The sequence below is a fragment of the Embleya hyalina genome (assembly GCF_003967355.1).
Classification (GTDB): domain Bacteria; phylum Actinomycetota; class Actinomycetes; order Streptomycetales; family Streptomycetaceae; genus Embleya; species Embleya hyalina.
The window spans coordinates 100,615-125,279 of sequence record NZ_BIFH01000046.1 but is presented as its reverse complement, the minus strand read 5'-3'; the positions used below and the strand labels follow the sequence as shown (position 1 = coordinate 125,279).

Sequence of the window (24,665 nt, the reverse complement as noted above, 5' to 3'; positions counted from 1 at the left end):
CCTCGGGCCCCGAGCTTCGTTCCCGACACGACTCCGCCCCGGAGCGTCGCTCACGTTGCGCCTCGGGCCCAGAGCTTCGCTCGCGTTGCGTCTCTGGCCCGGAGCTTCGTTCCCAACACGACTCCACCCCGGAGCTTCGCTCGTGTTGCGTCTCCGCCCCAGAGCTTCGCTCACGTTGCGTCTCCGCCCCAGAGCTTCGCTCACGTTGCGTCTCCGCCCCAGAGCTTCGCTCACGTTGCGTCTCCGGCCCGGAGCTTCGCTCCCGACACGACTCCACCCCGGAACTTCGCCCCCGCTACGACTCCACCCCCAAGCTTCACCCCCGTCACAACTCGCGCCCCCGAGCATCGCCAACGTCGCACCCCCACCCCCTCACCCACCCCACACCCACCCCACCCCCCAGCCCACCCACACCCCCACCCAAACCCAACCCCTGGCATTCCCGCCCGCCCAACAGAGGACAATGGCCACGTGAGTCCCAATCCCGATCTTCGCGCCGCGACCGTCCGCAGGCTCGAGAAGTCCGCCGGCGCCCTGGCGGGCGCGGCGCTCGCGAGGATGGACGAGGCGCTTCCCTGGTACCGGAACATGCCCGCCGACAACCGGTCTTGGATCGGTCTCGTCGCCCAGGCCGGCATCTCCGCGTTCACCGAGTGGTTCCGGCATCCGGAGACCCCGCAGAAGGTCAGCGCCGACGTGTTCGGCACCGCGCCGCGCGAGTTGACCCGCACCATCACGCTGCCGCACACGGTCGAGTTGATCCGCACCACCATCGAGGTGGTCGAGGCGGAGATCGCCACCCTGGCCGCGCCCGGCTACGAGCAGGAGTTGCGCGAGTCGCTGCTGCTGTACTCCCGGGAGATCGCCTTCGCCACCGCGCAGGTGTACGCGCACGCCGCCGAGACCCGCGGCGCGTGGGACGCCCGCCTGGAGGCCCTGGTGGTGCACTCGCTGCTGCGCGGCGAGGCCGACGAGGGCATCCTGTCCCGGGCCTCGGCGCTCGGCTGGGGCTCGCCGGACTCGGTCATGGTGGTGGTGGGCAACGCCCCGGACGCGGACGCCCAGGAGGTCGTCGACGGCATCCACCGGGCGGGCCGACACGCCCGGCTGAACGTGCTCACCGGGGTGCAGGGAGAGCGGCTCGTGGTGATCCTCGGCGGCACCGACGACCCGATCCGCGCGACCCGGTCGCTGATCGGCCAGTTCGCCCCGGGGCCCGTGGTGGTCGGCCCTCAGGTGCCCGACCTGTTGGCCGCCGTGCGCTCCGCCCAGGCCGCGATGTCGGGACACCGCGCGTGTGTGGCCTGGCCCGACGCGCCGCGCCCGGTTTCCGCGGACGATCTCCTGCCCGAGCGCGCGCTCGCGGGGGACGACGAGGCCCGGGAGCAGTTGGTGGAGGAGATCTACATACCCCTGCACGCGGCCGGCTCCGCGCTCCTGGAGACGCTCTCCGTCTACCTGGAGCAGGCGGCGAGTCTCGAAGGAGCCGCCCGGATGCTCTTCGTCCACCCCAATACCGTGCGCTACCGGCTGCGACGCGTCGTGGACGTCACCGGCCTGGTACCGACCGAGACCCGTTCCGCATTCACCCTCCAGGTCTCGCTGATCCTCGGCCGACTGGCCGCGATCGAGAGCTAGTCAGTACCTATTTGTACGAACCCAACAAAGTCACCATCGGATCTTCGTCCCTGCCGATAAGGGGATGCCACCCCCCGCAGGAGAGAGGCTTGACCTCGTGCTCGTACTCGTCGCCCCCGGACAGGGCGCTCAGACGCCCGGATTCCTCGCCCCCTGGCTCGACCTCGACGGCGTGGCCGATCGGCTGCGCTGGTGGTCGGCCGTCACCGGCCTCGACCTGATCCACTACGGCACCAAGGCGGACGCCGACGAGATCCGGGACACGGCGGTGGCCCAGCCGCTGCTCGTCGCCTCGGGTCTGGTGGCCGCGTTCGCGCTGTTCCCGCGGCCCGACGATCTCCGCGACGCGGTCGGCGCCGCCGCCGGCCACAGCGTCGGCGAGCTGACCGCCGCGGCCGGCACCGGCGTGATCACCGCCGAGACGGCGCTGACCCTGGTGCGCGAGCGGGGCCGGGCGATGGCCGCCGCCGCGGCGGTCACGCAGACCGGGATGAGCGCGGTCCTGGGCGGCGACCCCGAGACGGTGCTCGCCAAGATCGCCGAGCACGGCCTGACCCCGGCCAACATGAACGGCGGGGGCCAGATCGTCGCCGCCGGCACGCTGGAGCAGTTGGCCGCGTTCGCCGCCGACCCGCCGGAGAAGGCGCGCCTGCGACCGCTGGCCGTGGCCGGCGCGTTCCACACCGAGCACATGGCACCGGCGGTGAACCGCCTGGCCGAACTGGTCCCGGGCGTGACCGTGCACGACCCGAGCGTCCCGTTCCTGTCCAACTCCGACGGCACCGTGCTGCACGACGGCCGCGAGGTGGTCCGGCGCCTGGTCACCCAGGTCTCCAACCCGGTCCGCTGGGACCTGTGCACGGAGACCATGAAGGGTCTGGGTGTGACCGGCCTGATCGAGGTCACCCCGGCCGGCACCCTGACCGCTCTGGCCAAGCGCGCCCTGCCGGGTGTGGAAACGGTCGCGCTGAAGACTCCGGACGACCTCGAGGCCGCCCGGAAGCTGGTCGAGGCGCACGGCGGCCCGGCCGGCCCCCAGAGCCCGTCGTGACCCCCGTCGCGACACCCGCTCTGCACCCGGCCGCGAACCCACCCGGCCTCGAACCCGTACGGGAGGACCACGCGTGACCGCAACCATCATCCCCCGCGCCGGAGCCGCGCACGCGCGCATCCTCGGCGTCGGCGGTTACCGCCCGGCCCGGATCGTGCCCAACTCCGAGCTGGTGGACCGGATCGACTCCTCCGACGAGTGGATCCAGTCCCGTTCCGGAATCCGGACCCGGCGCTGGGCCTCCCCCGAGGAGACCGTCGCCGAGATGTCCATCGCGGCGGCCGGCAAGGCCCTCGCGCACGCGGGTCTGGACGCCTCGCAGGTCGGCTGCGTGATCGTCTCGACGGTCACCCACCTCAAGCAGACCCCGGCGATCGCCACCGAGATCGCACACCGCCTGGGCGCGGGCGGCGGCCGGGCGGCGGCCTTCGACGTCTCCGCGGCCTGCGCGGGCTTTTGCTACGGCGTCTCGCTCGCCAGTGACATGGTCCGCGGCGGCAGCGCCGAGTACGTCCTGGTGATCGGCGTCGAGCGGCTGAGCGACCTGACCAACCTGTCCGACCGGGGCACCGCGTTCATCTTCGGCGACGGCGCGGGCGCCGTGGTGATCGGCCCGTCGAACACCCCGGGCATCGGTCCCGTGGTGTGGGGTTCGGACGGTTCGCAGTCCGAGGCGATCACCCAGACCATCGACTGGAACGACCTGCGCGACGACCGCGAGCAGGAGTTCCCCACGCTCAAGATGGAGGGCCAGAAGGTCTTCCGCTGGGCCGTGTGGGAGATGGCCAAGGTCTGCGAGCAGGCCCTGGACGCCGCCGGCGTCAAGGCCGAGGACCTGGACGCGTTCATCCCGCACCAGGCCAACATGCGGATCACCGACGCGATGATCAAGGCGCTCAAGCTGCCCCCCGAGGTGCCGGTCGCCCGCGACATCGCCGAGAACGGAAACACCTCCGCCGCGTCCATCCCGCTCGCCATGGAGCGCATGCTCGAAAGCGGCGAAGCGGTCAGCGGCGGAACCGCGTTGATCATGGGATTCGGGGCCGGCCTCGTGTACGCGGGCCAGGTCATTACGCTTCCGTAGTCCCCCGTCGGTCGCCGCGAGGCGCCGATCGGACGAGCGGCACAGCTTTACCGTCACCACAAGAGATTCCAATCAAGGAGCATCATGGCTAGCCAGGAGCAGGTCCTCGAGGGCCTCGCCGACATCGTCAACGAGATCGCCGGCGTCCCCCAGGACGAGGTCGAGCTGGACAAGTCCTTCATCGACGACCTGGACGTGGACTCGCTGTCGATGGTCGAGGTCGTCGTGGCGGCCGAGGAGAAGTTCGAGGTCAAGATCCCGGACGACGACGTCAAGGGCCTCAAGACCGTCCGCGACGCGGTGGACTACATCGTCAAGGCCGCCGCCTAGATCGGATGTAGCGCCGGTCGTTCTCCGGGCCGGACCGCGTTCGCGCGTCCGGCCCGGTCCGTCGCAGTCACACCACGGGCCCCGGCATCGCCGCACCCTCGGCGCGCCGGACCGCCCGAACCCCCAGCGTGAGAGTGAGAAGACAGTGAAGTCGACCGAGCGCAACGACGCCACACGGGCCGTGGTGGTCACCGGTCTGGGTGCGACCACGCCGGTCGGCGGCGATGTCGCGACCACGTGGTCCGCGCTGCTCGCGGGCACGTCCGGCGCGCGGGCGCTGACCGAGGAATGGGCCGAGCAACTGCCGGTCACCTTCGCCGCGCGGATCGCGGTCGAACCCCTCGAGGTCATGCCGAAGGTCGAGGCGCGGCGCCTGGACCGCTCCGGCCAGTTCGCCATGATCGCCGCGCGCGAGGCCTGGCTCGACGCCGGCTACGCCGCGAAGAACACCGCGCCCGAGGACGCCCCGGACGCCCTCGTGGTGGACCCGACCCGCCTGGGTGTGGCCATCGCCTCCGGCATCGGCGGCGTCACCACCCTGCTCGACGCGTGGGACACCTTCCACGAGAAGGGCCCGCGCCGGGTCGGCCCGCTGACCGTGCCGATGCTCATGCCCAACAGCCCGGCCGCCAACGTCGGCATCGAGCTGGGCGCGCGGGCCGGCGTGCACACCCCCGTGAGCGCGTGCGCCTCCGGTGCCGAGGCGGTCGCCTACGGCCTGGAGATGATCCGTTCGGGCCGCGCCGACGTGGTGGTCTGCGGCGGCACCGAGGCCGCGATCCACCCGCTGCCGATGGCGGCGTTCGCGAACATGATGGCGATGTCCAAGCGCAACGACGAGCCGCAGCGCGCGTCCCGCCCGTACGACAAGGGCCGCGACGGCTTCGTGATGGGCGAGGGCGCCGGCGTCCTGATCCTGGAGAGCGCCGAGCACGCGGCGGCCCGCGGGGCCCGCGTGTACGCCGAGGTCGCGGGCGCCGGACTCAGCTCCGACGGCCACCACATCGCCCAGCCCGAGCCCACCGGCCGCGACATCGCCCGCGCGATGGCGCTCGCCCTGGCGGACGGCGGGCTGGAGCCGGAGGAGATCGTGCACGTCAACGCGCACGGCACCTCGACCCCGGCGGGCGACGTCACCGAACTCAAGGCGATCCGCGCGACGCTGGGCGACACGGCGGCCGACAAGGTCACCGTCACCAGCACCAAGTCGATGACCGGTCACCTGCTCGGCGGCACCGGCGCGGTCGAGTCGGTGGCCACCGTGCTCGCCCTGCACCACCGCCTCGCGCCGCCCACGATCAACGTCGACGACCTCGACGACGAGGTCGACCTGGACATCGTGCGGGGCGAGCCGCGCACGCTGCCCGACGGCGCGATCGCGGCGCTGAACAACTCGTTCGGCTTCGGCGGGCACAACGTCGTGGTCGCCTTCCGCAGCTTCGAGTAAGACCCCTTGTTCGCACACTCGTTCGTGCCCCCGTCGCGGATCTCGCGGCGGGGGCACGAACGTTCGCGGCCGAACCGGGCGCGACGGACCGGTGATCGACGTGCCCGCGAGTACTCGGGTACCGGGGCCGACCGCCCCGGGGCGATCCACAAGAGGGACGAATCACCCACGCCAGGACGATCGTTCGACCGGCCGTGACTCCGGGGCGCATCCGCCGCCGGCCCGCTCCGACGGTCGCTCTCGGTCCCAAGGCGGAGACGCGAGCGACCCTTCCGGATGATTCGGGAGGGCCGCTCGTATCGGTATGTCTATACGCATGTCTTCGTCTCGGGGATCCCCCGCGTGCTCAGACCACCTGGTGCAGCCAACGCACCGGGGTGCCCTCGCCCGCGTAGCGGAAGGGCTCCAACTCGTCGTCCCACGGCTTGCCGAGCAACTTCTCCACCTCGGAGCGCAGATCGACCTCGCCCCGCGCCGCCCGACCGAGCACCGCGCGCAGCCGGTCCTCCGGGATCAGGATGTCGCCGTGCGCCCCCGTGACGGCGTGGAAGATGCCGAGCTCGGGGGTGTTGCTGTAGCGCTCCCCCTCGGCGTTGGCCGAGGGCTCCTCGGTGGCCTCGAAGCGCAGCAGGTGCCATCCGCGCAACGCCGAGGCGAGGCGCGACGCGGTACCGGGCGCGCCCTGCCAGCACAGCTCGGCCCGCAACATGCCGGGCGCCACCGGTTGGCGGACCCAGTCCAGACTCACGCGCACGCCAAGAACGCCCGCTGCGGCCCACTCGACGTGCGGGCACAGCGCACGCGGCGCGGAGTGCACGTACAGAACTCCACGTGTCGTCACCGGGACCTCCAGGCTTCAAGGACGAGGTTCGCCTTCCCCAGCGGCCTCAACCCTTGTCTCGGACTGCCTGTTCGAATCCCGGTCTTCCATTGTGCCCCACAGACCACGGATGTACCACAGGCACCAGTTGCTGTCCGTAATCACATGTGGGCAATTGTCCGATGTGAAGGAACAATTCGTTACTCACCGTATCGGAATGGTGAGCCACTGCACTCAACGTGCCCGGCCGCCGACGACGCCACTCCCGGCATTGTCGGCCTTCACACGAAGGAGTGACATACCGTCGATGGACATCGTCGTGTCGATGCTAGGGGGCGGAGGGGGCGGCGTGGGTCGGAAACGACGAGTAGGGGCGGCAACCGCGACGATGGTCGCGGCGTTGTTGACGCTGTCCTCCTGCATGGATTCGGGTGACGGCGACAAGGCCGATCCGGCCGCTGCCGGGGATCGGCTTATTGCCGGGCCGAGCGGTGGGCAAACCCCGAAGCCCGGCAACCCGACCTCGGCCGAACAGCCCAACGGCAAGGTGCTGTCGCCGGCACCCGAGAAACCACCCACCGCGACCGTGCCGCCCCGCCCTCGATCGATGGCGGCCCTGGGCGACTCGATCACCCGAGGGTTCGATACCTGTTCACCGCTCCAGGACTGCCCGGAGAAGTCGTGGGCCACGGGCACCTCGGCCGATGTGAACAGCCACGCGAAGCGGCTCGGCCTGCCGGCCGACGCCGTGTTCAACAACGCGAAGACCGGCGCGAAAATGACCGATCTGGCGGGTCAGGCCCGCCAGGCGGTCGACCAGCGGGTCGACTACGTCACGATCCTGATCGGCGCCAACGACGCCTGTCGGCACACCGTGGACGAGATGACCTCGCCCGGCACCTACGAGAACCAGTTCCGCGACGCCCTGGGCATCCTGCGCACCGGCCTGCCGAGCACGCGCGTGCTCGTGGTCAGCATCCCGGACCTGGGACGCATGTGGGAGACCGGGCACGACGAGTTCGTGGCCCGCGCGGTGTGGGCGGTGGGCAACGTGTGCCAGTCGATGCTGGACGACCCGCAGTCGACCAAGCCCGACGCGCTGGACCGCCGACAGCGGGTCCGCGACCGGGTGACCGCGTACAACGCCAAGCTGCGCGAGGTGTGTTCGACCTGGGCCAACTGCCGCTACGACGGCGGCGTGGTGAACACCCAGCGGTTCGGCAAGAACGACGTCAGCCACTGGGACTGGTTCCACCCGAGCGCGTCCGGCCAGCGCACGCTCGCCGAGGTGACGTCCCGCCAGGGATACACATGGGGATAGCCCGTTCGAGTGATTTCACTCCCGGAACCCGTCATGAGCCCGCTAAGCTCTCACTCGACTACGGAAAAGAGTCGCCCGACAACACACAGCAACCAACCCATCGGGTGGGACGAGTCGACACGTGAGCACACGGCACGAGGGCACGAAGCGGCCGGCGCTCGACGGCGCCGAGAAGAACGGGTGGGGCGGGTGGGACTCGAACCCACGGCCAGAGGATTATGAGTCCCCTGCTCTAACCAGCTGAGCTACCGCCCCTTGCCGTCCGCTGCCGGACAGCCTGACGCAGCATAACCGGTCAGGCCCGACCAACGCCCGGGGGGATCCTCGCGGGCGTGGTCTCATCCTGCCCGAAACCGTTCGTATCCCGCCGTCGGTCGCGGACGGTCGATCGTCGGTGCCGCGCTCGCGGTCCGCCCGCCGCTTCCTCGCCCCCGGTGCCCGTCGCGGCGCCGGGGGCGAGCGGGGCGCTACGCCACCAGCGGAGCCAGGCGGGAGCACAGCGTGGTCACGTGGGCGCGGACCATGTCCTCGGTCATCCCGCTCAGCGAGGCGAAGAACCACACCGTCTCGATCGGCGTATCGGCCACGTACGCCCGGATCTCCCGCGCCGCGTCCTCCGGGGTGGCGTGCAGGAAGTGGCCGGGCGCCGCCGACAACCCACGCGCCCGCCAGCGGTCCGGGTCGATCGCACGTGGCGGCTCGGCCCCGGTGCCCTCCACCGCGTACCGGTGGTAGCCGTCCCACTGGTGCGCGAGGTGCCGGGAGACCACCGGCCAGTCCCGCTCGGGGTCCTCGGTGATCCAGCCGTTGAGCAGTCCGGCCATCCGCGCGGTCGCCGGATCGTGGCCGCCGGCGCGCAGGCCGTCCAGGTAGGGCGCGGCCATCGCCGGGTTCGCGGTGAGCAGCGACTCGCCGAGCAGCCCGGCCCGTCGCGCGCCCTGCGGCCCCTGGTAGCCGAGCCAGATGCGCGGCCGGCGCTGCACGGGCGGCGGGCTGATCGTGCCGGTCTCCCACAACCGGCGGATCTCGCGCGCGCTCGCGTCGGTGGCGCCGAATCGGGTGGCGAGCAGGTCGCCCCGGTCGAAGAGTTCGTACTCGGGCCTGCGGTAGCCGGTGCCGATGCCCAGTTCCAGCCGCCCGCCGCTGACCAGGTCCACGATCGCGGCCTCCTCGGCCAGGTGCGCGGGGTGGCGCAGCGGCGCGATGGTGACGCCGGTGCCGATCCGGGCCCGCTTCGTGCGCGCGGCGATCGCGGCGGCCAGGGTGAGCGGCTGGCTGAGGTAGCCGTCGTCGAAGCCGTGGTGCTCGGTGGTCCAGATCGAGTGCACACCGAGCCGGTCCGCCTCCTCGCACACCTCCAGCGTGAAGGCGTACAGCCGGGACCAGTCCTGCCGCCACTCGGCCGGATTGCGCAGGTCCAGATAGATGCCGACGTCGACCATGCGCGCGCTCCCCACGGGGTGGGCGTCCCGACGGGCCGACCCGGGGCGTGGTCCGGGGCGGTCGTCTGACACCGTGATATCTGACTGGCCGTCAGCTTACGGAGGCAGCATGTCGGATTCGATCACCACCCGGCTCGATCGCCTGGAGGCGTACGAGCAGATTCGCCAACTGGCCGCCCGCTACGCGCTGGCGCTGGACAGCCGCGACGTACCGGCGCTGGCCGACCTGTTCGTGCCGGACGTGCGCACGGGGGCCGGCGGCGTGGGTCGGGCCGCGCTCGCCGAGTGGTTCGATCCGGTGTTGCGGCCGTACGGGATCACCTTCCACCTGATCGGGAACCACGTGATCGACCTGGTCGACGAGGACCACGCGACCGGCGTCGTGTACTGCCGTCCCGAGCACGAGGTGGGCGACCTGTGGGTGGTGATGCCGATGCAGTATTGGGATCGCTACGAACGGCGCGACGGGCGCTGGTACTTCCGCAGCCGCAAGCCCAGAGCCTTCTACGCCGCCGACGTGCTGGAGCATCCGCTGGCCGTCCCGGGGCGCTTCCACTTCCCCGACAATCCGATGATCACCGACGCGCAGCTGCCCGAGAAGTGGCCGTCCTGGCAGGAGTTCTGGGCCCGGACCGGGAGTGAGTGAGCGAGCCGGCCCGGATACGCGACAGCGCCCGCCGGCGGACCGGCGGGCGCTGTCGATGGCTCCCGCAATTGGACTCGAACCAATAACCTGCCGGTTAACAGCCGGCTGCTCTGCCAATTGAGCTATGCGGGATTGCGTCGGACCGTCTGGCGGCCGCTGCGTGGAATACATTAGCGCATTCCGAGGGGTGGCCCGCACCAGGGTTTTTCCGGTAGGACCTCACAGGTTGCCTACGCACGTCGCCCGGGTAGGCGCTGACGTGCACGGGCGGGACAAACGACCGCGGAGGACACCATGATCAACAAGCTCACCTTCGTCACCGGCCTCGCCATCGGCTACGTCCTGGGGGCGAAGGCCGGGCGGGAGCGGTACGAGCAGATCCGCAAGCTCACCGGCACGGTGGCGAGCAGCCCGCCGGCGCAGAAGGCCGGGCACGCGGCGGCCGGGCTCGGCCGCGAGGCGGGCGCCAAGGCCGGCCGCGCGCTCGGCGAGCACCTCCCCGAGCGGGTGGGGCGGCACCTGCCGGACCGCTTCGGCGGACACGGCACGAACGGCACCTCGGTGACGTCGTCGCGCCACGGACAGGGGCTGTAGCACCTCGGACGGCGCCCACGGCAGGCCCGGGCGGACCCACGGGGGCACCCGTGGGCCCGTCGGGTCCTGCCGGCACGGGCGCGACCGCCGGCATGCCCACCCGCCTCCACGGATCCGCGGGCACCGCGGCCGAGCACGGACCCGATAGCGGGCACGGACCCCGGCGGCACACCCAATCGGCAAGGTCACGGGCACCGGCGACCGGACATGGACCCGGCGACCCGCATGCAACCCGTGCGGCGTGCCCGGCCGGGAAGGTCGCGGGCAGCTGCGGCCGGGCCTGGAGCCGGTAGCCCGCTCGGAACCCGGCGGCTTGCCCGGCCGGCGACGTCGCGGATGCCGGCGGTCGGACAAACACCCCGACGGCCTGGCCGACCGACGGGAGTGCGGGTGCGTCGGCGGTCGGGCGTTGGCCCCGGCGGACGGCGAGGTCGCGGGCCGCTGTGGTCGGGTGGAGATTCGGGGGTCGTGGTTCGGGGGGGCGGTCAGCCTCTTCGGTGGCGGCCGCTCGTCTCGGCGCTTTCTCGTGGTGGGGTCACCGCGCCCGGGTGCAGGCGGTTGCGTACCTCGCGGTACTGGGCTCGGACCGCGTCGCCGAGGGCGAGTTCGTCCTCGTCGGGCTCGACGAACGTGTCGATGTCCGCGGGCCACTCCGGCAGCACCCCGAACAGCGCCCAGGCCGCCTGCCGGGCCGCGCCCCGGGCCACGAACCGGCCCGCGAGCGCCGCCGGGGGCACCGCGGTCGGTACGCCGAGCAGCGCGGGCGCGATCCCCGCCACCGCCGCCGAACGTGCTCCCGGGCCGATCAGGATCAGCCGCTCCACCGCCACGTCCCGGTCGCGCAGCGCGTCCAACGCGTCCGAGATACCGCACAACATGCCCTCCACCCCGGCACGCGCGAGGGCCGGCGGGGTCATGCTCTCCCGGCGCAGCCCGGTGAGCGTGCCCGCCGCGTGCGGAAGGTCGGGGATGTGCTCGCCCTCCAAGTAGGGGAGCAGGACCAATCCGCTCGCGCCCGGCGTGCACTCCAGCGCTATGCGATCGAACTCCTCGGCGTCCACGCCCAGCATCGAGGCGGTGCCGCGCAGCACCCGGGCCGCGTTGAGGGTGCGCACCAGCGGCAGGTATCGCCCGGTGGCGTCGGCGTACGAGCCGACCACGCCGGCGGGGTCGGCCAGCGGCACGGGGTGTGCCGCGAACGCGACGCCGGTGGTGCCGAGCGCCACCACCACGTCGCCGTCGGCCAGGTCCGCGCCGAGGGCCAGGGCCGCCTCGCCACCGGTGCCGGGCGCGACCAGGATCCCCTCCGGCGTGCGCCCGGCGGTGGTGCCCGGCGGCAGCACGATCGGCGTGCGCGGCACCCGGCCGATGGCCAGGTGCATGAGGTCCTCGCGCCACTCCCCCGTGGTCGCGTAGTAGCCCGTGGTGGAGGCGTCCGACCGGTCGGTGACCGGGTCCGGCGGGCAGCCGAGCAGTTGCCAGGTCACCCAGTCGTGCGGCAGCAGCACGGTGGCGATCCGGGTCACCGCCTCGGGCTCGAATCGGGCGAACCGGCGCAGTTGCGCGATCGCCGACGAGGAGCCCGGCACCGCGCCGGTGGCGGCCGTCCACGCGGCCGGGCCGCCGAGCGCGTCGACCAGGTCGGCGGCGGCACCGGAGGCCGAGGGGTCCTCGTCGGGCAGCGGATGCCCCAGGATCACCCCCTGGGCGTCCAGCGGCACCGCGCCGTGGTTCTGCGCGGCCACCGCGATCGCCGCCACGCCGTCGAGGAGACCGCCCGCCGCGGCCTCGCCGAAGGCCCGCAACCACGCGCCCGGCGTGGTCGAGGCGCCCTCCGCGTACGCGGCGCGCCCCTGGCGCAGCGGCGTACCGGTCGCGGCGTCGCAGACGAGAATGCGCAACTGGTGCGCTGAGCAGTGCACCCCGGCGACGAGGGTGGGTGGGCTTGTCGGCATGGGCGAATTCTGACACCAGACGTAAGCCGAAACGCCAGGGATCAGTCGAGATAGCCCCGCAGTTGCTCCGAGTACGACCGCTCGCGGAGCCGGGACAGCGTGCGTGACTCGATCTGGCGTATTCGCTCCCGGGTCACCCCGAAGACCCGGCCGATCTCCTCGAGCGTGTGCGGTTCGCCGTCGGCGAGCCCGTAGCGGAGCTGTACCACCTGCCGCTCGCGATCGCCCAGCGTGGACAGCAGCGCCTCCAGGTGTTCGCGCAGCATCAGGTAGGCGGCGGCCTCGGCCGGGGCGGTCGCGTCGGTGTCCTCGACGATGTCGCCGAGCAGCACCTCGTCCTCGCCGACGGGGGTGTGCAGCGACACCGGCTCCTGGGCCAGTCGCAGGATCTCGGTGACCCGCTCGGCGGTGAGGTCGAGCACGGCGGCGACGTCCTCGGCGGTGGGTTCCTCGCCGCGCTCCTGCAACAGTCGGCGCTGGACCCGGATGACCCGGTTGATCAGTTCGACCACGTGTACCGGGACCCGGATGGTCCGGCCCTGATCGGCCAGCGCCCGGCTCATCGCCTGGCGGATCCACCACGTGGCGTAGGTGGAGAACTTGAAGCCCCGGGTGTAGTCGAACTTCTCCACCGCCCGGATCAGCCCCAGGTTTCCCTCCTGGACCAGGTCGAGCAGGCCCAGGCCGCGGCCGACGTAGCGTTTGGCGATCGACACCACCAGGCGCAGGTTGGCCTCGATCAGCCGGCGTTTGGCGCGTTCGCCGTCGCGGACCAGGGTGGCGAGCGCGTCCCGGGCGGCGGGGTCGGCGGGCGGGTCGTCGAGCAGGCGGGCGCCGGCGAACAGTCCGGCCTCGACCCGGCGCGCCAGGTCGACCTCGTCGACGGCGCTCAGCAGCGGCACCCGGCCGATCTCGCGCAGGTACTGGCGCAGCAGGTCGGCGGAGGAGCCGGTGGATTCGGCGGGGCGGGAGAGTTCGTCGGGTTCGCCGTCGGCGGCCGGCGCGGTGGTCGCCTCGACCGCGATCGGGGTGGGTGGCGCGGTTCCTGGGGTGACGTGCTTCGTGAGGACGGTGGCCGGGCCCGGTTCAGGCTCATCCGTCCGTTCCGTGTGGGCGGGGTCGCCGCCGGGCGTTTTCCCCCCTCTGGTGTGCCGATGCACCTTCCCCAGTCTGCTGTACGAGGGGGCCTGTAGCCGAGAGTCCGGGCGGGGAAATCTCGCCTGGTGTGGGCTGTTCGCCCGATTCGGCGGGGCCGGGCGCCGGTGCGGGTCCTTCGGCCGGCCGGGCGGGCGGCGGTCAGCCGCCCGGGGCGTAGAGGGCCTCGGCGCCTCGGTCGATCAGGGCCCGCTTGTACGTCTCCAGGGTGGTCAGTTCCTGCCAGACCCAGCCGTACTCCTCCGCGTCGCGGCCCGGGTCCAGGCGCAGCAGGCGGGATTTGGCGTCGGCGATCCGGCGTTCGGCGGAGAACACCCGCAGCCGGACCAGGTTGCCGTCGGCGTACGCCCGGTCCGGGTCGCTGCTCAACCGCATGTTTTCCACGGCCAGTTCGGTGACCATGTGCCGCACGGCGTCGTCGGGGGCCGCGGCGCGCACCTCGCCGACCCAGTTCGGGGTCTGGGCGAGGTCGCAGCACACCCCCCCGGCGGCGGCGATCGCCGTGCGCACCGCCGCGTACGGCGGGGCGGTGAACTCGTCCGCCTCGTAGTGGTCGAACGCGGGCGCGACCAGCGCGGGCGTCTGGAGCGCGAGCTTGAGCACCTCGCGCTGGACCGCCTGGCACATGTCGCGCGGGTCGGGTCGAAAGCCCGCGGGCCGCTGCGGGGCCGCCGGCTGTCGGCCGTTCGCCGGGGCGGCGGGCCCCTGGGTGGGGCCGCCGCCGCGCTCGCCGCGCGCGGCCCGTTCGCGCTGCCAGCGGTTGACCTGGGCGACTCGGCCGACCACGAACTTCTCGTCCAGGAAGCCCAGCATCGAGTCGAGTCGGACCGCGTAGGTATGGCGCAGTGCCTGGTCCTTGATGCCGGCGATGACCGGCGCGGCGGCGTCGAGGGCGGCGACCCGGCCCTCGGCGGTGGACAGGTCGTGGCCCTCGATCCGGCTCCGGATGGCGAACTCGAAGAGCGGGACGCGCGCGTCGATCAGCGCGAGTACGGCCTCGTCGCCCTGTTCCAGGCGCAGGTCGCACGGGTCCAGGCCGCCCGGCTCGACCGCGACGAACGTGCGGGTGACGAACTTCTGGTCCTCCTCGAACGCGCGCAGCGCGGCCTTGCGGCCGGCGGCGTCGCCGTCGAAGGTGAAGATCACCTCGCCGCGGAACTCGCCGGAGTCCATCAGCAGTCGGCGCAGCACCTTGATGTGCTCGTCGCCGAAGGAGGTGCCGCAGGTGGCGATCGCGGTGCCGGCGCCGGCGAGGTGGCAGGCCATCACGTCGGTGTAGCCCTCGACGATGACCGCCCGGCCGGACTTGGCGATCTCCTTCTTGGCCAGGTCGAGGCCGTAGAGCACCTGGGACTTCTTGTAGATGGGCGTCTCGGGGGTGTTCAGGTACTTGGGGCCGTTGTCGTCGTCGTAGAGCTTGCGCGCGCCGAAGCCGATCACGTCGCCGGTGATGTCGCGGATCGGCCAGACCAGCCGGCCGCGGAAGCGGTCCCTCGGACCGTTGCGGCCCTCGCCGGCCAGCCCGCCCTCCAGCATCTCCTGCGGGGTGAAGCCCTTGCCGCGCAGGAATCGGACCAGGTTCTCCCAGCCCTTGGGCGCGTAGCCGAGCGCGAACCGCTCCGCGGCGTCCTGCGGGAAGCCCCGGTCGGCGAGGAATCGGCGGGCGGTCTCCGCCTCGGGGGTGCCGAGCTGCTCGGCGAACCACGCGGCGGCGATCCGGTGCGCCTCGACCAGGCGGGTGCGCCGGCCCTGCTGGCGCCCGGGGGTGTAGCCGCCCTCCTCGTAGTGCAGTTCGATGCCGTACTGCTGGGCCAGCCGCTCCACCGTCTCGGAGAACGTGGTGTGGTCCAGGCGCATGACGAAGTCGAGAACGTCGCCGCCTTCGCCGCAGCCGAAGCAGTACCAGAGGTTCTTGGCCGGGCTGACCTGGAAGGACGGGGACTTCTCGTCGTGGAAGGGGCAGAGCCCCTTGAAGTTTCCTCCGCCCGCGTTGCGCAGTTGCAGGTGTTGTTCGGCGATCTCCGCGATGCGTGCCGTCTCGCGGACCCGCCTGACGTCTTCTTCACGGATACGGCCGGCCACGATCGTCGAGTCTACGGGTCCGTCCGACACACGGGGGCGGTGACCGGTCGGCCCGTTCTCATCGGGTGGTCAGCGTGGCGTGCAGGGTGAGGGCGGCGCGGTCGGTCAGGGAGGCGACCTGGTCGATCACCACGCGCAGCCGGGCCGCGTCGGTGTCGGCCTCGATCCAGTCGTCGCGCAGTGACGCGTCCAGTCGCTCGGGGGCGCCGGCGGCGAGCAGTTCGACCAGTTCGGTGAGGACGGTGCGCTGGCGCTCGCGCAGTTGTTCGGCGCCCTCGCGCGCCATCACGTAGCGCGCGGTGACCGCCTTGAGAACCGCGCATTCGAGCCGGATCTCGCGCGGGACGATCAGGTCGGCGGCGTAGCGAAGGGCCGGTGCGGTGCCGTACAGCTCCCGGGTGGCGTGCTCGGCGGCCAGGCAGAAGCGGCCGATCAGGCCGCTGGTGGCGTTCTTGAGCCGGGCCTGGGCGCGGCGGGAGCCGTCGTAGCCCGCCGGCCAGAAGTCGAGCGCGAGCAACCGGTCCAGCGCCTCGCCGAGTTCGTCGGCCACGCAGTCGGGGCGGTAGCGGCGCACGGTGAGGTCGAGCAGTTCGCGGCGCTCGCCCGCGTCGCGCAGGCGGACCAGGTCGAGGCGGTGCGACTGGACCGCGTCCTCCAGGTCGTGCACGGAGTAGGCGACGTCGTCGGACCAGTCCATCACCTGGGCCTCCAGGCAGCGGCGGCTCGGGTCGGCGCCCGCGCGCACCCAGTCGAACACGGCCCGGTCGTCGTCGTACGCGCCGTAGGCGTGCTTGTCCTCGCGCCGGGGCCACGGGTATTTGAGCACCGCGTCGAGGCCGGCGCGGGTCAGGTTGAGGCCGACGCTGCGGCCGTCGGGGCCGAACGTCTTGGGCTCGAGTCGGGTGAGCAGGCGCAGGCTCTGCGCGTTGCCCTCGAAGCCGCCGCAACTCTTGGCCGCCTCGTCGAGGGCGCGTTCGCCGTTGTGGCCGAACGGCGGGTGGCCCAGGTCGTGCGCGAGGCAGGCGGTCTCCACCAGGTCCGGGTCGCAGCCCAGCGCCTGGCCCAGCTCACGGCCGATCTGGGCGCATTCGAGCGAGTGGGTGAGCCGGGTGCGCGGACTGTCCTGGCCCGCCGGGGTGCTCTCGCCGGGGGTGACCACCTGGGTCTTGCCGGCGAGTCGGCGCAGCGCGGCCGAGTGCAGCACCCGGGCCCGATCCCGCTGGAACGCGGTGCGCCCGCGTCGTTTGTTGGGCTCGGGGACCCAGCGGGCGAGGTCGTCGGGTCCGTATCGTCGCGGTACGGAACGGGGTGTCGCCGCGTCTGCCGATGTGCTGTCCACTTGTCCACATTAAGGAACCACTCCGACATTCGACGAAGGCCGGGCCGCGAACACTGCGCGAAGCCTTCACCGCGCGTCGGACAACTTGCCGCGCAGTTGGAGCACGGCCTTGGTGTGGATCTGGCAGGTGCGGCTCTCGGTCACCCCGAGCACCTGGCCGATCTGGGACAGGGTCAGTCCCTCGAAGTAGTAGAGCGTGACCACGGTCTTCTCCCGTTCCGGCAGCGCGTTGACCGCGCGGGCGAGCAGGTGGCGCATCTCGCGGCTCTCGGCCACCTCGACGGGGTCGTCGGCGGTGGTGTCCTCCAGCGTGTCGACCAGGCTGAGCCGGTCGCCGCCGTCCTGGCCGGTGTGCAGGAGTTCGTCGAGGGCCATCACGTTGATCAGCGAGAGCTGGCTGAAGATCGCGTGCAGGTCCTCGAGCGCGATGCCCATCTCACGGGCCACCTCGACCTCCGAAGGGGTGCGGTTGAGCTTGGCCTCCAGTCCCGTGTACGCCAGTTCGACCGCGCGGGCCTTCTGTCGGACGGATCGGGGGATCCAGTCCAGCGCGCGCAGTTCGTCGATGATCGCGCCGCGGATGCGACTGATCGCATAGGTTTCGAATTTGATCGCGCGATCAAGATCGAACTTCTCGATCGCGTCGATCAGGCCGAACATCCCGTACGAGACGAAATCGGCCTGGTCCACATTGGCCGGAAGGCCGACGCCGACCCGCCCGGCGACGTACTTCACGAGCGGCGAGTAATTCAGGATGAGGCGTTCCCGCAGGGTGGGGTCCCCCGAGCGCTTGAAGTCGCTCCAAAGGTTCTCCAGCGCGCGGTTGGAAGCGCCACCGTCCTCGACGGTGACGGCCGGTCCGTCCTCGGACGCGGCCGCGGTGGCGCTCTTACGCCCTGGGGTGTGCTTGGGCATACGTGGCCTTGTGTCGTTCCACGGAAACGTGCGTGTAGATCTGGGTCCTCGCGAGCGTAGCGTGACCTGACGACTCCCGAGCGCTACAACGGCGGGGCTCGGCCCCGGTCGCCCGAATCACGGCATCCCACCCGAAGCCGCCCGGCGCGCGCCGAACCGTCTCGGACCGAGGCGAAGGGGTCGCTCGGGGTCGCCCTGCGCCCCGGGGGGCGCACACCCCGACCCCCGCACGCCCCCACACCCCGGCACGGGCGCGCGAGCAACCGACACCCCGGGTGGCGCGTGTGGAGGGGCCACCCGCCGGCACGGCATCGGCGCCGGGCCCCGGTGCGGCCGCGCCGCCGCGGGACGGGGCGGTGGGGCCGCGGGTGGGTCCCGTGGGCCGGCCGACGACGAGGGCGGCCGTCGGCGTGCGAACCGGGGCGGTTGCACCCGCTCGTATGTCCGCTCCGGGTCCGGCGGTGCGGTGGGGGGCGGGCTCGGGAGCGGGTGCCGCCGCGGGCTCCGTCGGAGTGCGGTGGGTGGGTCCCGGGGGACGGCGTCGGGTCGTTGTCGGGGCGACGGCGGTCGCCGGTGGGGTGATCCTGTCCGGGGCGGCGTTCTCGGGCGCGCGCTCGTCGGTCACGGGTGTGGCACACCTCCTCGATCGGGCCTCCTCCCCTCACGGTGATGATCACTGCGGCCCCAGGTCAAGCACCGCCACGGCGACGCCACCCCTTCGAGGTGCGATCGACGAGTTCGCGGGCCGCCAACACGTCGAGTCGGCGTCGCGTGGCGGTCGGCGCCGATCCCGCCTCGTGCGCGATCGCGGCCGTGGACAGCGCGCCGCGCCACGGCACCACGTCCAGGATCCGGCGGAGCTCGGGCGGGAGATCGTCCCCCGGGCGACTCGGGCCGACCAGGACCGGCGCGAGGTCGTCGCCGATCACCCCCACCTGCTCGATCACCTCGGCCGCCCGGGTCACCAGGACCGACCCCGGCTCGCGCAGCAGCACGTGTACGCCCGCCGAACTCGGCGAGCCGATCGGACCCGGCACGCCCATCACCTGACGGCCGAGCAGCGCGGCCCGGCGGGCACTGATCAGCGCACCGCTCCGCAACGCCGCCTCGACCACCACGGTGCCCCGGGTCAGTGCCGCGATCACCCGATTGCGCTCGATGAAGCGGTAGCGGGTCGGATGTGCGCCCGGCGGCAGTTCGGTGACCAGCACGCCCTCCTCGGCGATCCGGGTCAGCAGCCGCTCGTGCCCACGCGGATAGTTCACGTCGATACCGCACGCCAGCACCGCGACGGTGGACCCGCGCACCGCGAGCGCCCCCCGATGCGCGGCGCCGTCCACCCCGTACGCGCCACCGGAGACGACCGTCCAGCCCGCCTCGGCCAGCTCGGCCGCGAGCGCCCCCGCGACGTGCGCGCCGTAGTCGGTGCACGCCCGCGCGCCCACCACCGCCACCGACCGCAGCGCGGCGAGCCGCAGCGGGGTCGCGCCCCGCGTCCACAGGCCCAGCGGCCGGGCGTCCCCGAGGTCGTCGAGCTGGGTGGGCCACCCCGGATCGCCGGGAACCAGGAAGCTCCCACCCACCTCGGCGAGCCGAGCCGTGTCCTCGTCGGGATCACGCGACCCGAGCCGAACCCGATACCCCGCCGGATCCCGCCGGGCCAACTCCCCCGGCAACGGCCCACGCCCCCGCAGGTCCCGCAACAACCGAGCGGCCCCGTACACCCGCACCGCCCGCCCGAACACCGCGTCCCCGGGCTCCACCAACCGGCTCAACACCGCCCGAGCCACCCGCTCCCCCTCCGCGTCCCGCTCGGAAAAGCCCCCGTCCCCCCAAGGCAACGGCTCCACCCCACCCACCCCCACACCTTCCGTCCTCGACGCTTCCCGCCGGCACCCCCGACGCGCCCCGCCTCCCCACCTCGACCCCGCACCCCCTCCGAAAAACCACCACCCCCGGATGCCGACCGCCCGCACCTGCGTCGGCTCGCACGCTCCGCCCACTCCGACCGCCACACCGGCCACCCGGGGGAGGCGGCCGGCCGAGCGGACCGCGCCGAACACAGGCCGATCCGAAGCCGCAGCCGCCCGGGACAAGCGGGTCCACGCCGCTCCCGAATCCACCCGATGACGGAGCAACCCAAACGTCGCCCCACAACAGACGCGCACCGACCCGAAACCGCGCCCCGCAGCCGCCCGGGACGAACGGGTCGACGGCGCGGCCGGATCCACCCGGTGACGGAGCGACCCGAACGTCGGCCCGCAACGGACGCGGACCGGCCGTGGGCCGCGCGTCACCGATGCCTCGGGGCGAGCAGGTCGACGGCGGCGCCAGGGACGGGTGGCGGCGGGATCCTCTGGGCGCCGACCCGCCTGCCCCCACCAAAGCCGTCGCGACTCCCACCCGTCCCGCTTCCGCCGACCCGCCTTGCGCGTCCGCATCGCCCCACCCGCCGCGCACGAAGCCGCGAGCGCGTGGGGGCGGGCGGGCCGATGGCCGTGGTGGGCCGAGGCGTCGTGTCGGCGGTTCCTCATCCCTCGTATCCGTCGTCGTTCGCCGTGTCGCCTCGGATCACTCCCGTGCGGAGTTCGAGGGCCGTGTCCACGTCGGAGCGGGTGGGGCGGGGGTGGGCGTGCAGGTCGGCGAGGGTCCAGGCGACGCGGAGGACCCGGTCGAGGCCTCGGGCGGTCAGGAAGCCGCGCTCCATGTCGCGCGCCGCCCGGTCGAGGGCGTCCGCGTCGACCGTCCACCGGGTGCGCAGCTCACGCCCCGGCACCTCCGCGTTGACCGTCCACCCCGTGTCGGCCAGCCTCCGCGCGGCCCGCTCCCGGGCCGCGAGCACCCGTGCGGCCACCACCTCCGACCGCTCCCCCGCCCCCTCCGGGGCGAACAACTCGGCGCGGGAGACCGTGTCCACGGTGACCCGCACGTCGATCCGGTCCATCAGCGGCCCGGACAGCCGGGCCAGGTACTTGTGCCGCATCAGCGACGAGCACGTGCAGTCCAGACCCCGTCCGGAGAACCGCCCGCACGGGCACGGGTTGGCCGCCATCACGAGCAGGAACCGCGCCGGGAAGCACAACATCCCCCCGCTGCGCGCCACGGTGACCGTGCCGGACTCCAGCGGCTGGCGCAGCGCGTCCAGCACCCGCCCGCCGAACTCCGGGCTCTCGTCCAGGAACAACACGCCCCGATGGGCCAGGGAGACCGCGCCCGGGCGCGGGAGGCCGTTGCCGCCGCCGACGATCGCGGGCATCGTCGCGCTGTGGTGCGGCGCGCAGAACGGCGGCGTGGTCACCAGCGGCAGGTCGGGACGCAGCGTGCCCGCGATCGAGTGCACCGCGCTGACCTCGAGCGAGGCCGGCCCGTCGAGCGCCGGCAGGATCCCGGGCAGCCGCTCGGCCAGCATGGTCTTGCCCGCGCCCGGACTGCCGAGCAGGAACAGGTGGTGCCCGCCCGCGGCGCACACCTCCAGGGCTCGGCGGGCCCGGCCCTGACCGGCCACGTCGGCCAGATCGGCGGGCGCCGACCCGGCCGGCGGGCCCGCCGTCAGGGTGCCGACCACGGCGAGCGGATCGGGGCCGAGACCGATGTCGCGCACCGCCTCCGGCTCGGCCGGCGCCGGCTCCCCGCGCAGCCTCGCCAGCAGGTGCCGCAGCGAGGTCACCCCCCACACGGCGACCCCCGGCACCAACTCGGCCTCGCCGGCCGCCACGGAGGGCACCACCACCCGGGCGCACCCGGCCGCCGCGGCGGCCATCACCGCCGGCAACACCCCGCGCACCGGCCGCAGCCGCCCGTCCAGGCCCAGCTCGCCGATCATCACCAGGTCCTCGATGGCGCGCGGATCCAGCACGCCCGCCGCCGCCAGCATCGCCGCCGCGATCGGCAGGTCGAAGCCCGATCCGGTCTTGGGCACCGTCGCCGGCGACAACCCCACCGTCAGCCTGCGCTGCGGCCACTCCTCGCCGCTGTTGACCACCGCCGCCCGGACCCGCTCCTTGGACTCCACCAGGGTTCGATCCGGCAGGCCCACGAGGGTGAACGTGGTCACCCCCGGCTCCAGGTCGGCCTGCACCTCCACCACGACGCCGTCCACCCCGACCAGGGTGACCGACCGGGTGCGCGCGAAGCCCACTCAGCACACCCCCCGGACGTGCTCGACCCCGGCCGCCCCGCGCACCGACGCGACCACCGCGACCAGGTCGATCCGCACCTCGCGCCCCGGCGGCCCGGCGAGCGGATGCGCCGCCCGCCAGCGCTCGGCCAGCACCCGCAGCCGGGCGGCCTTGGCCGGGCCGATCGCCTCCAGCGGGTGCTCGAACCCGCCCGCGCGCCGGGTCTTGACCTCGCACACGACCAAAACCGGCCCGTCGCGCGCGACGATGTCGATCTCGCCGTCCCGACAGCGCCAATTGCGCGCCAGAACGGCCATGCCCGCCTCGGTCAGATAGCGCGCCGCGACCCGCTCGCCGTAGCGCCCCACCGCGCCGTTCCGGGACTGCCGGGCCGGACCGCCCCGACCCTCCCTGCCACCCGCATCGGTCCGCACAACGACCACCTCCGGGCTCGACGCTGCCGGAGCCGGAGGTGGTCGTGTGTCGACCCACCGTGACCTGTGGACAAACCGGTCGTTGTGGATACCGCCCTTGCGGGCGCGCGGGGTCCGCTCAGCCGCCGAACCCTTCGTTGCCCGCGGGCATCTCGAATTCGCTCTTGGTCAATTCCTCGACGTTGACGTCCTTGAAGGTGAGAACCCGGACGTTCTTCACGAATCGCGCGGGTCGATACATGTCCCACACCCACGCGTCCGCCATGGACAACTCGAAGAAGACCTCCCCGTCGGCCGACCTCACGTGCAGCTCGTACTGGTTGGTGAGGTAGAAGCGCCTTTCCGTCTCGATGACGTACTTGAAGAGACCCACGACGTCGCGGTACTCGCGGTAGAGCTGCAGCTCCATCTCGGTCTCGTACTTTTCGAGATCTTCCGCACTCATGCGCGCCCCTCGCTCCTGCGCTTCGCTGACGCCTCCCATTGTGTACCGGCGACCCTCGCGCCCACCGGCGCACCATGGCACAACCGTCCGGGACACTCCCGACGGCCCGCATCGACCGGCCGTCGACCCGCCGGCGCCGCGGGGCTCAGCCGTTCCACCACTCGAACGGCTCGTCGATCAGCTCGCCGGCGAGGAACCTCGGCAGCAGCTCGGGCAGCCGGCCCGGGTAGAACCGCGCCGGCGCCGCCCGGATCTCGTCCACCGGCCACCACACCGCCTCCTGGTACTCGGCCAGCTCGTCCGCGGTCCACAACGAACGGTCCTCGCAGACCGCGGGCGCCCGCTCGGCGACCCGGACCAGGACCACGAACTCGTGTTGCACCCGCCGATGCCCCGGCCGCACCCACGTCACACTCCGCCGCCAGGTCGGCGGCCCCACCTCGGCGGGCTCGATCCGCAGGCCGGTCTCCTCCCGGATCTCCCGAACGGCCGCGTCCACATAGGTCTCCCCGGGGTCCAGGCCGCCGCCCGGCAGGTCGTACCAGTCGGACGGGTCGGATTCGGGCACCCGGGTGCGAAACAGCAGCACCCGGTCGTCGGGGTCGAGCATCACCACGCGCACCGCGCGTCGTTCCAGGTCGGGAGCCAGGTCGGCGGGGTAGTCCGGCACCGGCTCCGGTACGTCTCCGGGCCATGACACGGGTTGAGTCGTCATCCCCGGATTGTGCCCCGAGCCGCGAACGGCCGGGTCGCGCGGGAGGGGATTCCCGAGCGCCCGGCCGAATGCGAGAGGTCGGCGGTCAGGCCGGCGGCGCCGCCGAGGGCGGGCGCGTGGCCGTACGCTCCTCGGGCCCGCCGCGCCGCCTGCGCCGCCACCACACCAGCGGCACCGCCCCGATCAGCCCGGCCACCATCGGGGTGCCGCCGATCACGTCGAGCCCGAGGCCCGGCTGGTCGAAGGTGCCCGGCACGCCGAGGCCGTGGATCCGGTTCAGCGGCCACACCACGGTGAACGCGCGCCCGATGACCTGGTCCTTGTCCACCGTGCCGTTGAACGGCTGGTCCATGTGATAGCGCGAGTCGGACGAGTTGTCCCGGTTGTCGCCCATCAGCCAGATCCGGCCCTTGGGCACGGTCACGTCGAACACCTTCGTCGACGGGGCCACGCCCTTCTTCAGGTACGAACTCTCGTCCAACGGCTTGCCGTTGACCATGAGCCGGCCCTGCGCGTCACAACACTGGACCCGGTCGCCGCCGACCCCGATCACCCGCTTGATCAGGTCCTTCTCATCGGCGGACGGCATCAGGCCGACCCAGGACATGCCCTTCTGCAGCCCGCGCACCACCGCGTTGTCCGACTGCTTCGGCGCCTCCTGGAGCCAGTTGCCCGGGTCGTGGAAGACCACCACCTGGCCGCGTTCCGGCTCCGCGCCGAACCACGGCGAGAACTTGTTCACCAGGACCCGGTCGCCGACCTTGATGGTGTTCTCCATCGACTCCGACGGAATCGAGAAGGCCTGCACGAGGAAGGTCTTGATGAGCAGCGCCAGGACCACCGCGATCACCAGAAGCAGCGGCAGCTCCTTCCAGAACGACCCCTTCTTCTTGCGCCGTTCGCCCGAGTCCGAGGCGCCCTCGTCGGCGCCGGACCCCTCCGGTTCACCGGCACCCTCCGGCTCGCCGGAGCCGCCCGATCCGCCGGAGTCGCCCGGACCGCCGGGGCCGTCCGCGTCCGGCGGACCGCCCGTACCCGGACCGCCGGTCGCGGGGGTCGGCGCCACCGGCGGAAAGATCGGCGCCGCGTCGGCGCCGGCCCCGTTCTTCGGGTGCTTCACCAGATCGGGCGACT

Annotated in this window: 21 protein-coding genes and 2 tRNA genes; 8 read left to right on the top strand and 15 right to left on the bottom strand. The window is 72.7% G+C overall.

The window, feature by feature from the left end:
* Positions 1 to 471 precede the first annotated feature (471 nt).
* The 5 genes from EMA17_RS44195 (at position 472) to fabF (ending at position 5,550) form a co-directional block, all read left to right on the top strand.
* Positions 472 to 1,638: a PucR family transcriptional regulator gene (locus tag EMA17_RS44195; RefSeq protein WP_126642863.1), complete on the top strand. Its 1,167-nt coding sequence runs from the start codon at positions 472 to 474 to the stop codon at positions 1,636 to 1,638.
* Between the two features lie 97 nt (positions 1,639 to 1,735).
* Positions 1,736 to 2,689 (top strand): ACP S-malonyltransferase, encoded by a 954-nt coding sequence (locus EMA17_RS44190; RefSeq protein ID WP_126642862.1) that lies wholly within the window; start codon positions 1,736 to 1,738, stop codon positions 2,687 to 2,689.
* A 73-nt stretch (positions 2,690 to 2,762) separates the two neighbouring features.
* Positions 2,763 to 3,773, top strand: coding sequence for a beta-ketoacyl-ACP synthase III (locus EMA17_RS44185; protein ID WP_126642861.1), 1,011 nt, complete (start codon positions 2,763 to 2,765; stop codon positions 3,771 to 3,773).
* Positions 3,774 to 3,857: 84 nt separating this feature from the next.
* Positions 3,858 to 4,103, top strand: a complete 246-nt coding sequence (locus EMA17_RS44180) for an acyl carrier protein (protein ID WP_371863166.1) — start codon at positions 3,858 to 3,860, stop codon at positions 4,101 to 4,103.
* Between the two features lie 145 nt (positions 4,104 to 4,248).
* A complete protein-coding gene (gene fabF, locus EMA17_RS44175; RefSeq protein ID WP_126642860.1) occupies positions 4,249 to 5,550 on the top strand; it encodes a beta-ketoacyl-ACP synthase II in 1,302 nt (433 codons plus the stop codon).
* Between the two features lie 346 nt (positions 5,551 to 5,896).
* On the opposite strand, the gene EMA17_RS44170 is transcribed toward fabF, so the two are convergent.
* The gene (locus EMA17_RS44170; protein WP_126642859.1) at positions 5,897 to 6,391 is read right to left on the bottom strand and encodes a DUF3145 domain-containing protein; all 495 of its coding nucleotides are present in this window, start codon (positions 6,389 to 6,391) and stop codon (positions 5,897 to 5,899) included.
* A gap of 328 nt (positions 6,392 to 6,719) precedes the next feature.
* Between EMA17_RS44170 and EMA17_RS44165 the strand changes: the two genes are divergently transcribed.
* Complete coding sequence (locus tag EMA17_RS44165; protein ID WP_246127289.1) at positions 6,720 to 7,691, top strand: SGNH/GDSL hydrolase family protein; 972 nt, start codon at positions 6,720 to 6,722, stop codon at positions 7,689 to 7,691.
* Between the two features lie 181 nt (positions 7,692 to 7,872).
* Here EMA17_RS44165 and EMA17_RS44160 read toward each other — a convergent pair.
* Both EMA17_RS44160 and EMA17_RS44155 read right to left on the bottom strand, forming a co-directional pair.
* A tRNA-Ile gene (locus EMA17_RS44160) sits at positions 7,873 to 7,946 on the bottom strand.
* A 212-nt stretch (positions 7,947 to 8,158) separates the two neighbouring features.
* The gene (locus EMA17_RS44155) at positions 8,159 to 9,133 is read right to left on the bottom strand and encodes an LLM class flavin-dependent oxidoreductase (RefSeq protein WP_126642858.1); all 975 of its coding nucleotides are present in this window, start codon (positions 9,131 to 9,133) and stop codon (positions 8,159 to 8,161) included.
* A 109-nt stretch (positions 9,134 to 9,242) separates the two neighbouring features.
* Between EMA17_RS44155 and EMA17_RS44150 the strand changes: the two genes are divergently transcribed.
* The gene (locus tag EMA17_RS44150; protein WP_160161785.1) at positions 9,243 to 9,779 is read left to right on the top strand and encodes a nuclear transport factor 2 family protein; all 537 of its coding nucleotides are present in this window, start codon (positions 9,243 to 9,245) and stop codon (positions 9,777 to 9,779) included.
* 56 nt (positions 9,780 to 9,835) lie between these two features.
* Here the strand turns inward: EMA17_RS44150 and EMA17_RS44145 are convergent.
* Positions 9,836 to 9,911: transfer RNA gene (locus EMA17_RS44145), tRNA-Asn, on the bottom strand.
* Between the two features lie 162 nt (positions 9,912 to 10,073).
* Here EMA17_RS44145 and EMA17_RS44140 point away from each other — a divergent pair.
* Positions 10,074 to 10,373, top strand: coding sequence for a YtxH domain-containing protein (locus tag EMA17_RS44140; protein ID WP_126642856.1), 300 nt, complete (start codon positions 10,074 to 10,076; stop codon positions 10,371 to 10,373).
* 485 nt (positions 10,374 to 10,858) lie between these two features.
* Here the strand turns inward: EMA17_RS44140 and EMA17_RS44135 are convergent, their stop codons facing one another.
* The 11 genes from EMA17_RS44135 to lepB all read right to left on the bottom strand — a co-directional run bounded on the left by EMA17_RS44135 (position 10,859) and on the right by lepB (position 24,651).
* A complete protein-coding gene (locus EMA17_RS44135) occupies positions 10,859 to 12,328 on the bottom strand; it encodes an FGGY-family carbohydrate kinase (protein WP_126642855.1) in 1,470 nt (489 codons plus the stop codon).
* Positions 12,329 to 12,369: 41 nt separating this feature from the next.
* Positions 12,370 to 13,488 (bottom strand): RNA polymerase sigma factor, encoded by a 1,119-nt coding sequence (locus EMA17_RS44130; protein ID WP_126642854.1) that lies wholly within the window; start codon positions 13,486 to 13,488, stop codon positions 12,370 to 12,372.
* A 136-nt stretch (positions 13,489 to 13,624) separates the two neighbouring features.
* A complete protein-coding gene (gene dnaG / locus EMA17_RS44125; RefSeq protein ID WP_126642853.1) occupies positions 13,625 to 15,565 on the bottom strand; it encodes a DNA primase in 1,941 nt (646 codons plus the stop codon).
* 58 nt (positions 15,566 to 15,623) lie between these two features.
* Positions 15,624 to 16,904: a deoxyguanosinetriphosphate triphosphohydrolase gene (locus tag EMA17_RS44120; protein ID WP_126642852.1), complete on the bottom strand. Its 1,281-nt coding sequence runs from the start codon at positions 16,902 to 16,904 to the stop codon at positions 15,624 to 15,626.
* Between the two features lie 66 nt (positions 16,905 to 16,970).
* Positions 16,971 to 17,819, bottom strand: coding sequence for an RNA polymerase sigma factor WhiG (gene whiG, locus EMA17_RS44115; RefSeq protein WP_126642851.1), 849 nt, complete (start codon positions 17,817 to 17,819; stop codon positions 16,971 to 16,973).
* A gap of 689 nt (positions 17,820 to 18,508) precedes the next feature.
* Entirely contained in the window at positions 18,509 to 19,678 is a 1,170-nt protein-coding gene (gene dprA / locus EMA17_RS44110; protein ID WP_126642850.1) for a DNA-processing protein DprA, read from the bottom strand.
* A gap of 671 nt (positions 19,679 to 20,349) precedes the next feature.
* Positions 20,350 to 21,957, bottom strand: a complete 1,608-nt coding sequence (locus tag EMA17_RS44105) for a YifB family Mg chelatase-like AAA ATPase (protein ID WP_126642849.1) — start codon at positions 21,955 to 21,957, stop codon at positions 20,350 to 20,352.
* Positions 21,958 to 22,371 (bottom strand): YraN family protein, encoded by a 414-nt coding sequence (locus tag EMA17_RS44100; protein ID WP_246127288.1) that lies wholly within the window; start codon positions 22,369 to 22,371, stop codon positions 21,958 to 21,960. It lies immediately after the preceding gene.
* A gap of 118 nt (positions 22,372 to 22,489) precedes the next feature.
* The gene (locus EMA17_RS44095) at positions 22,490 to 22,816 is read right to left on the bottom strand and encodes a DUF2469 domain-containing protein (protein WP_078979196.1); all 327 of its coding nucleotides are present in this window, start codon (positions 22,814 to 22,816) and stop codon (positions 22,490 to 22,492) included.
* A gap of 145 nt (positions 22,817 to 22,961) precedes the next feature.
* Positions 22,962 to 23,531, bottom strand: coding sequence for an NUDIX hydrolase (locus tag EMA17_RS44090; protein WP_126642847.1), 570 nt, complete (start codon positions 23,529 to 23,531; stop codon positions 22,962 to 22,964).
* 85 nt (positions 23,532 to 23,616) lie between these two features.
* A complete protein-coding gene (gene lepB, locus EMA17_RS44085) occupies positions 23,617 to 24,651 on the bottom strand; it encodes a signal peptidase I (protein ID WP_246127287.1) in 1,035 nt (344 codons plus the stop codon).
* Between the last annotated feature and the right edge of the window lie 14 nt (positions 24,652 to 24,665).

Bases quoted from the DNA above. Each gene is read 5' to 3' on its own strand.
- EMA17_RS44155 (WP_126642858.1), bottom strand. From the start codon at position 9,133: ATGGTCGACGTCGGCATCTATCTGGACCTGCGCAATCCGGCCGAGTGG.
- EMA17_RS44095 (WP_078979196.1), bottom strand. From the start codon at position 22,816: ATGAGTGCGGAAGATCTCGAAAAGTACGAGACCGAGATGGAGCTGCAG.
- EMA17_RS44090 (WP_126642847.1), bottom strand. From the start codon at position 23,531: ATGACGACTCAACCCGTGTCATGGCCCGGAGACGTACCGGAGCCGGTG.
- EMA17_RS44180 (WP_371863166.1), top strand. From the start codon at position 3,858: ATGGCTAGCCAGGAGCAGGTCCTCGAGGGCCTCGCCGACATCGTCAAC.
- whiG (WP_126642851.1), bottom strand. From the start codon at position 17,819: ATGCCCAAGCACACCCCAGGGCGTAAGAGCGCCACCGCGGCCGCGTCC.
- EMA17_RS44140 (WP_126642856.1), top strand. From the start codon at position 10,074: ATGATCAACAAGCTCACCTTCGTCACCGGCCTCGCCATCGGCTACGTC.
- EMA17_RS44150 (WP_160161785.1), top strand. From the start codon at position 9,243: ATGTCGGATTCGATCACCACCCGGCTCGATCGCCTGGAGGCGTACGAG.
- EMA17_RS44135 (WP_126642855.1), bottom strand. From the start codon at position 12,328: ATGCCGACAAGCCCACCCACCCTCGTCGCCGGGGTGCACTGCTCAGCG.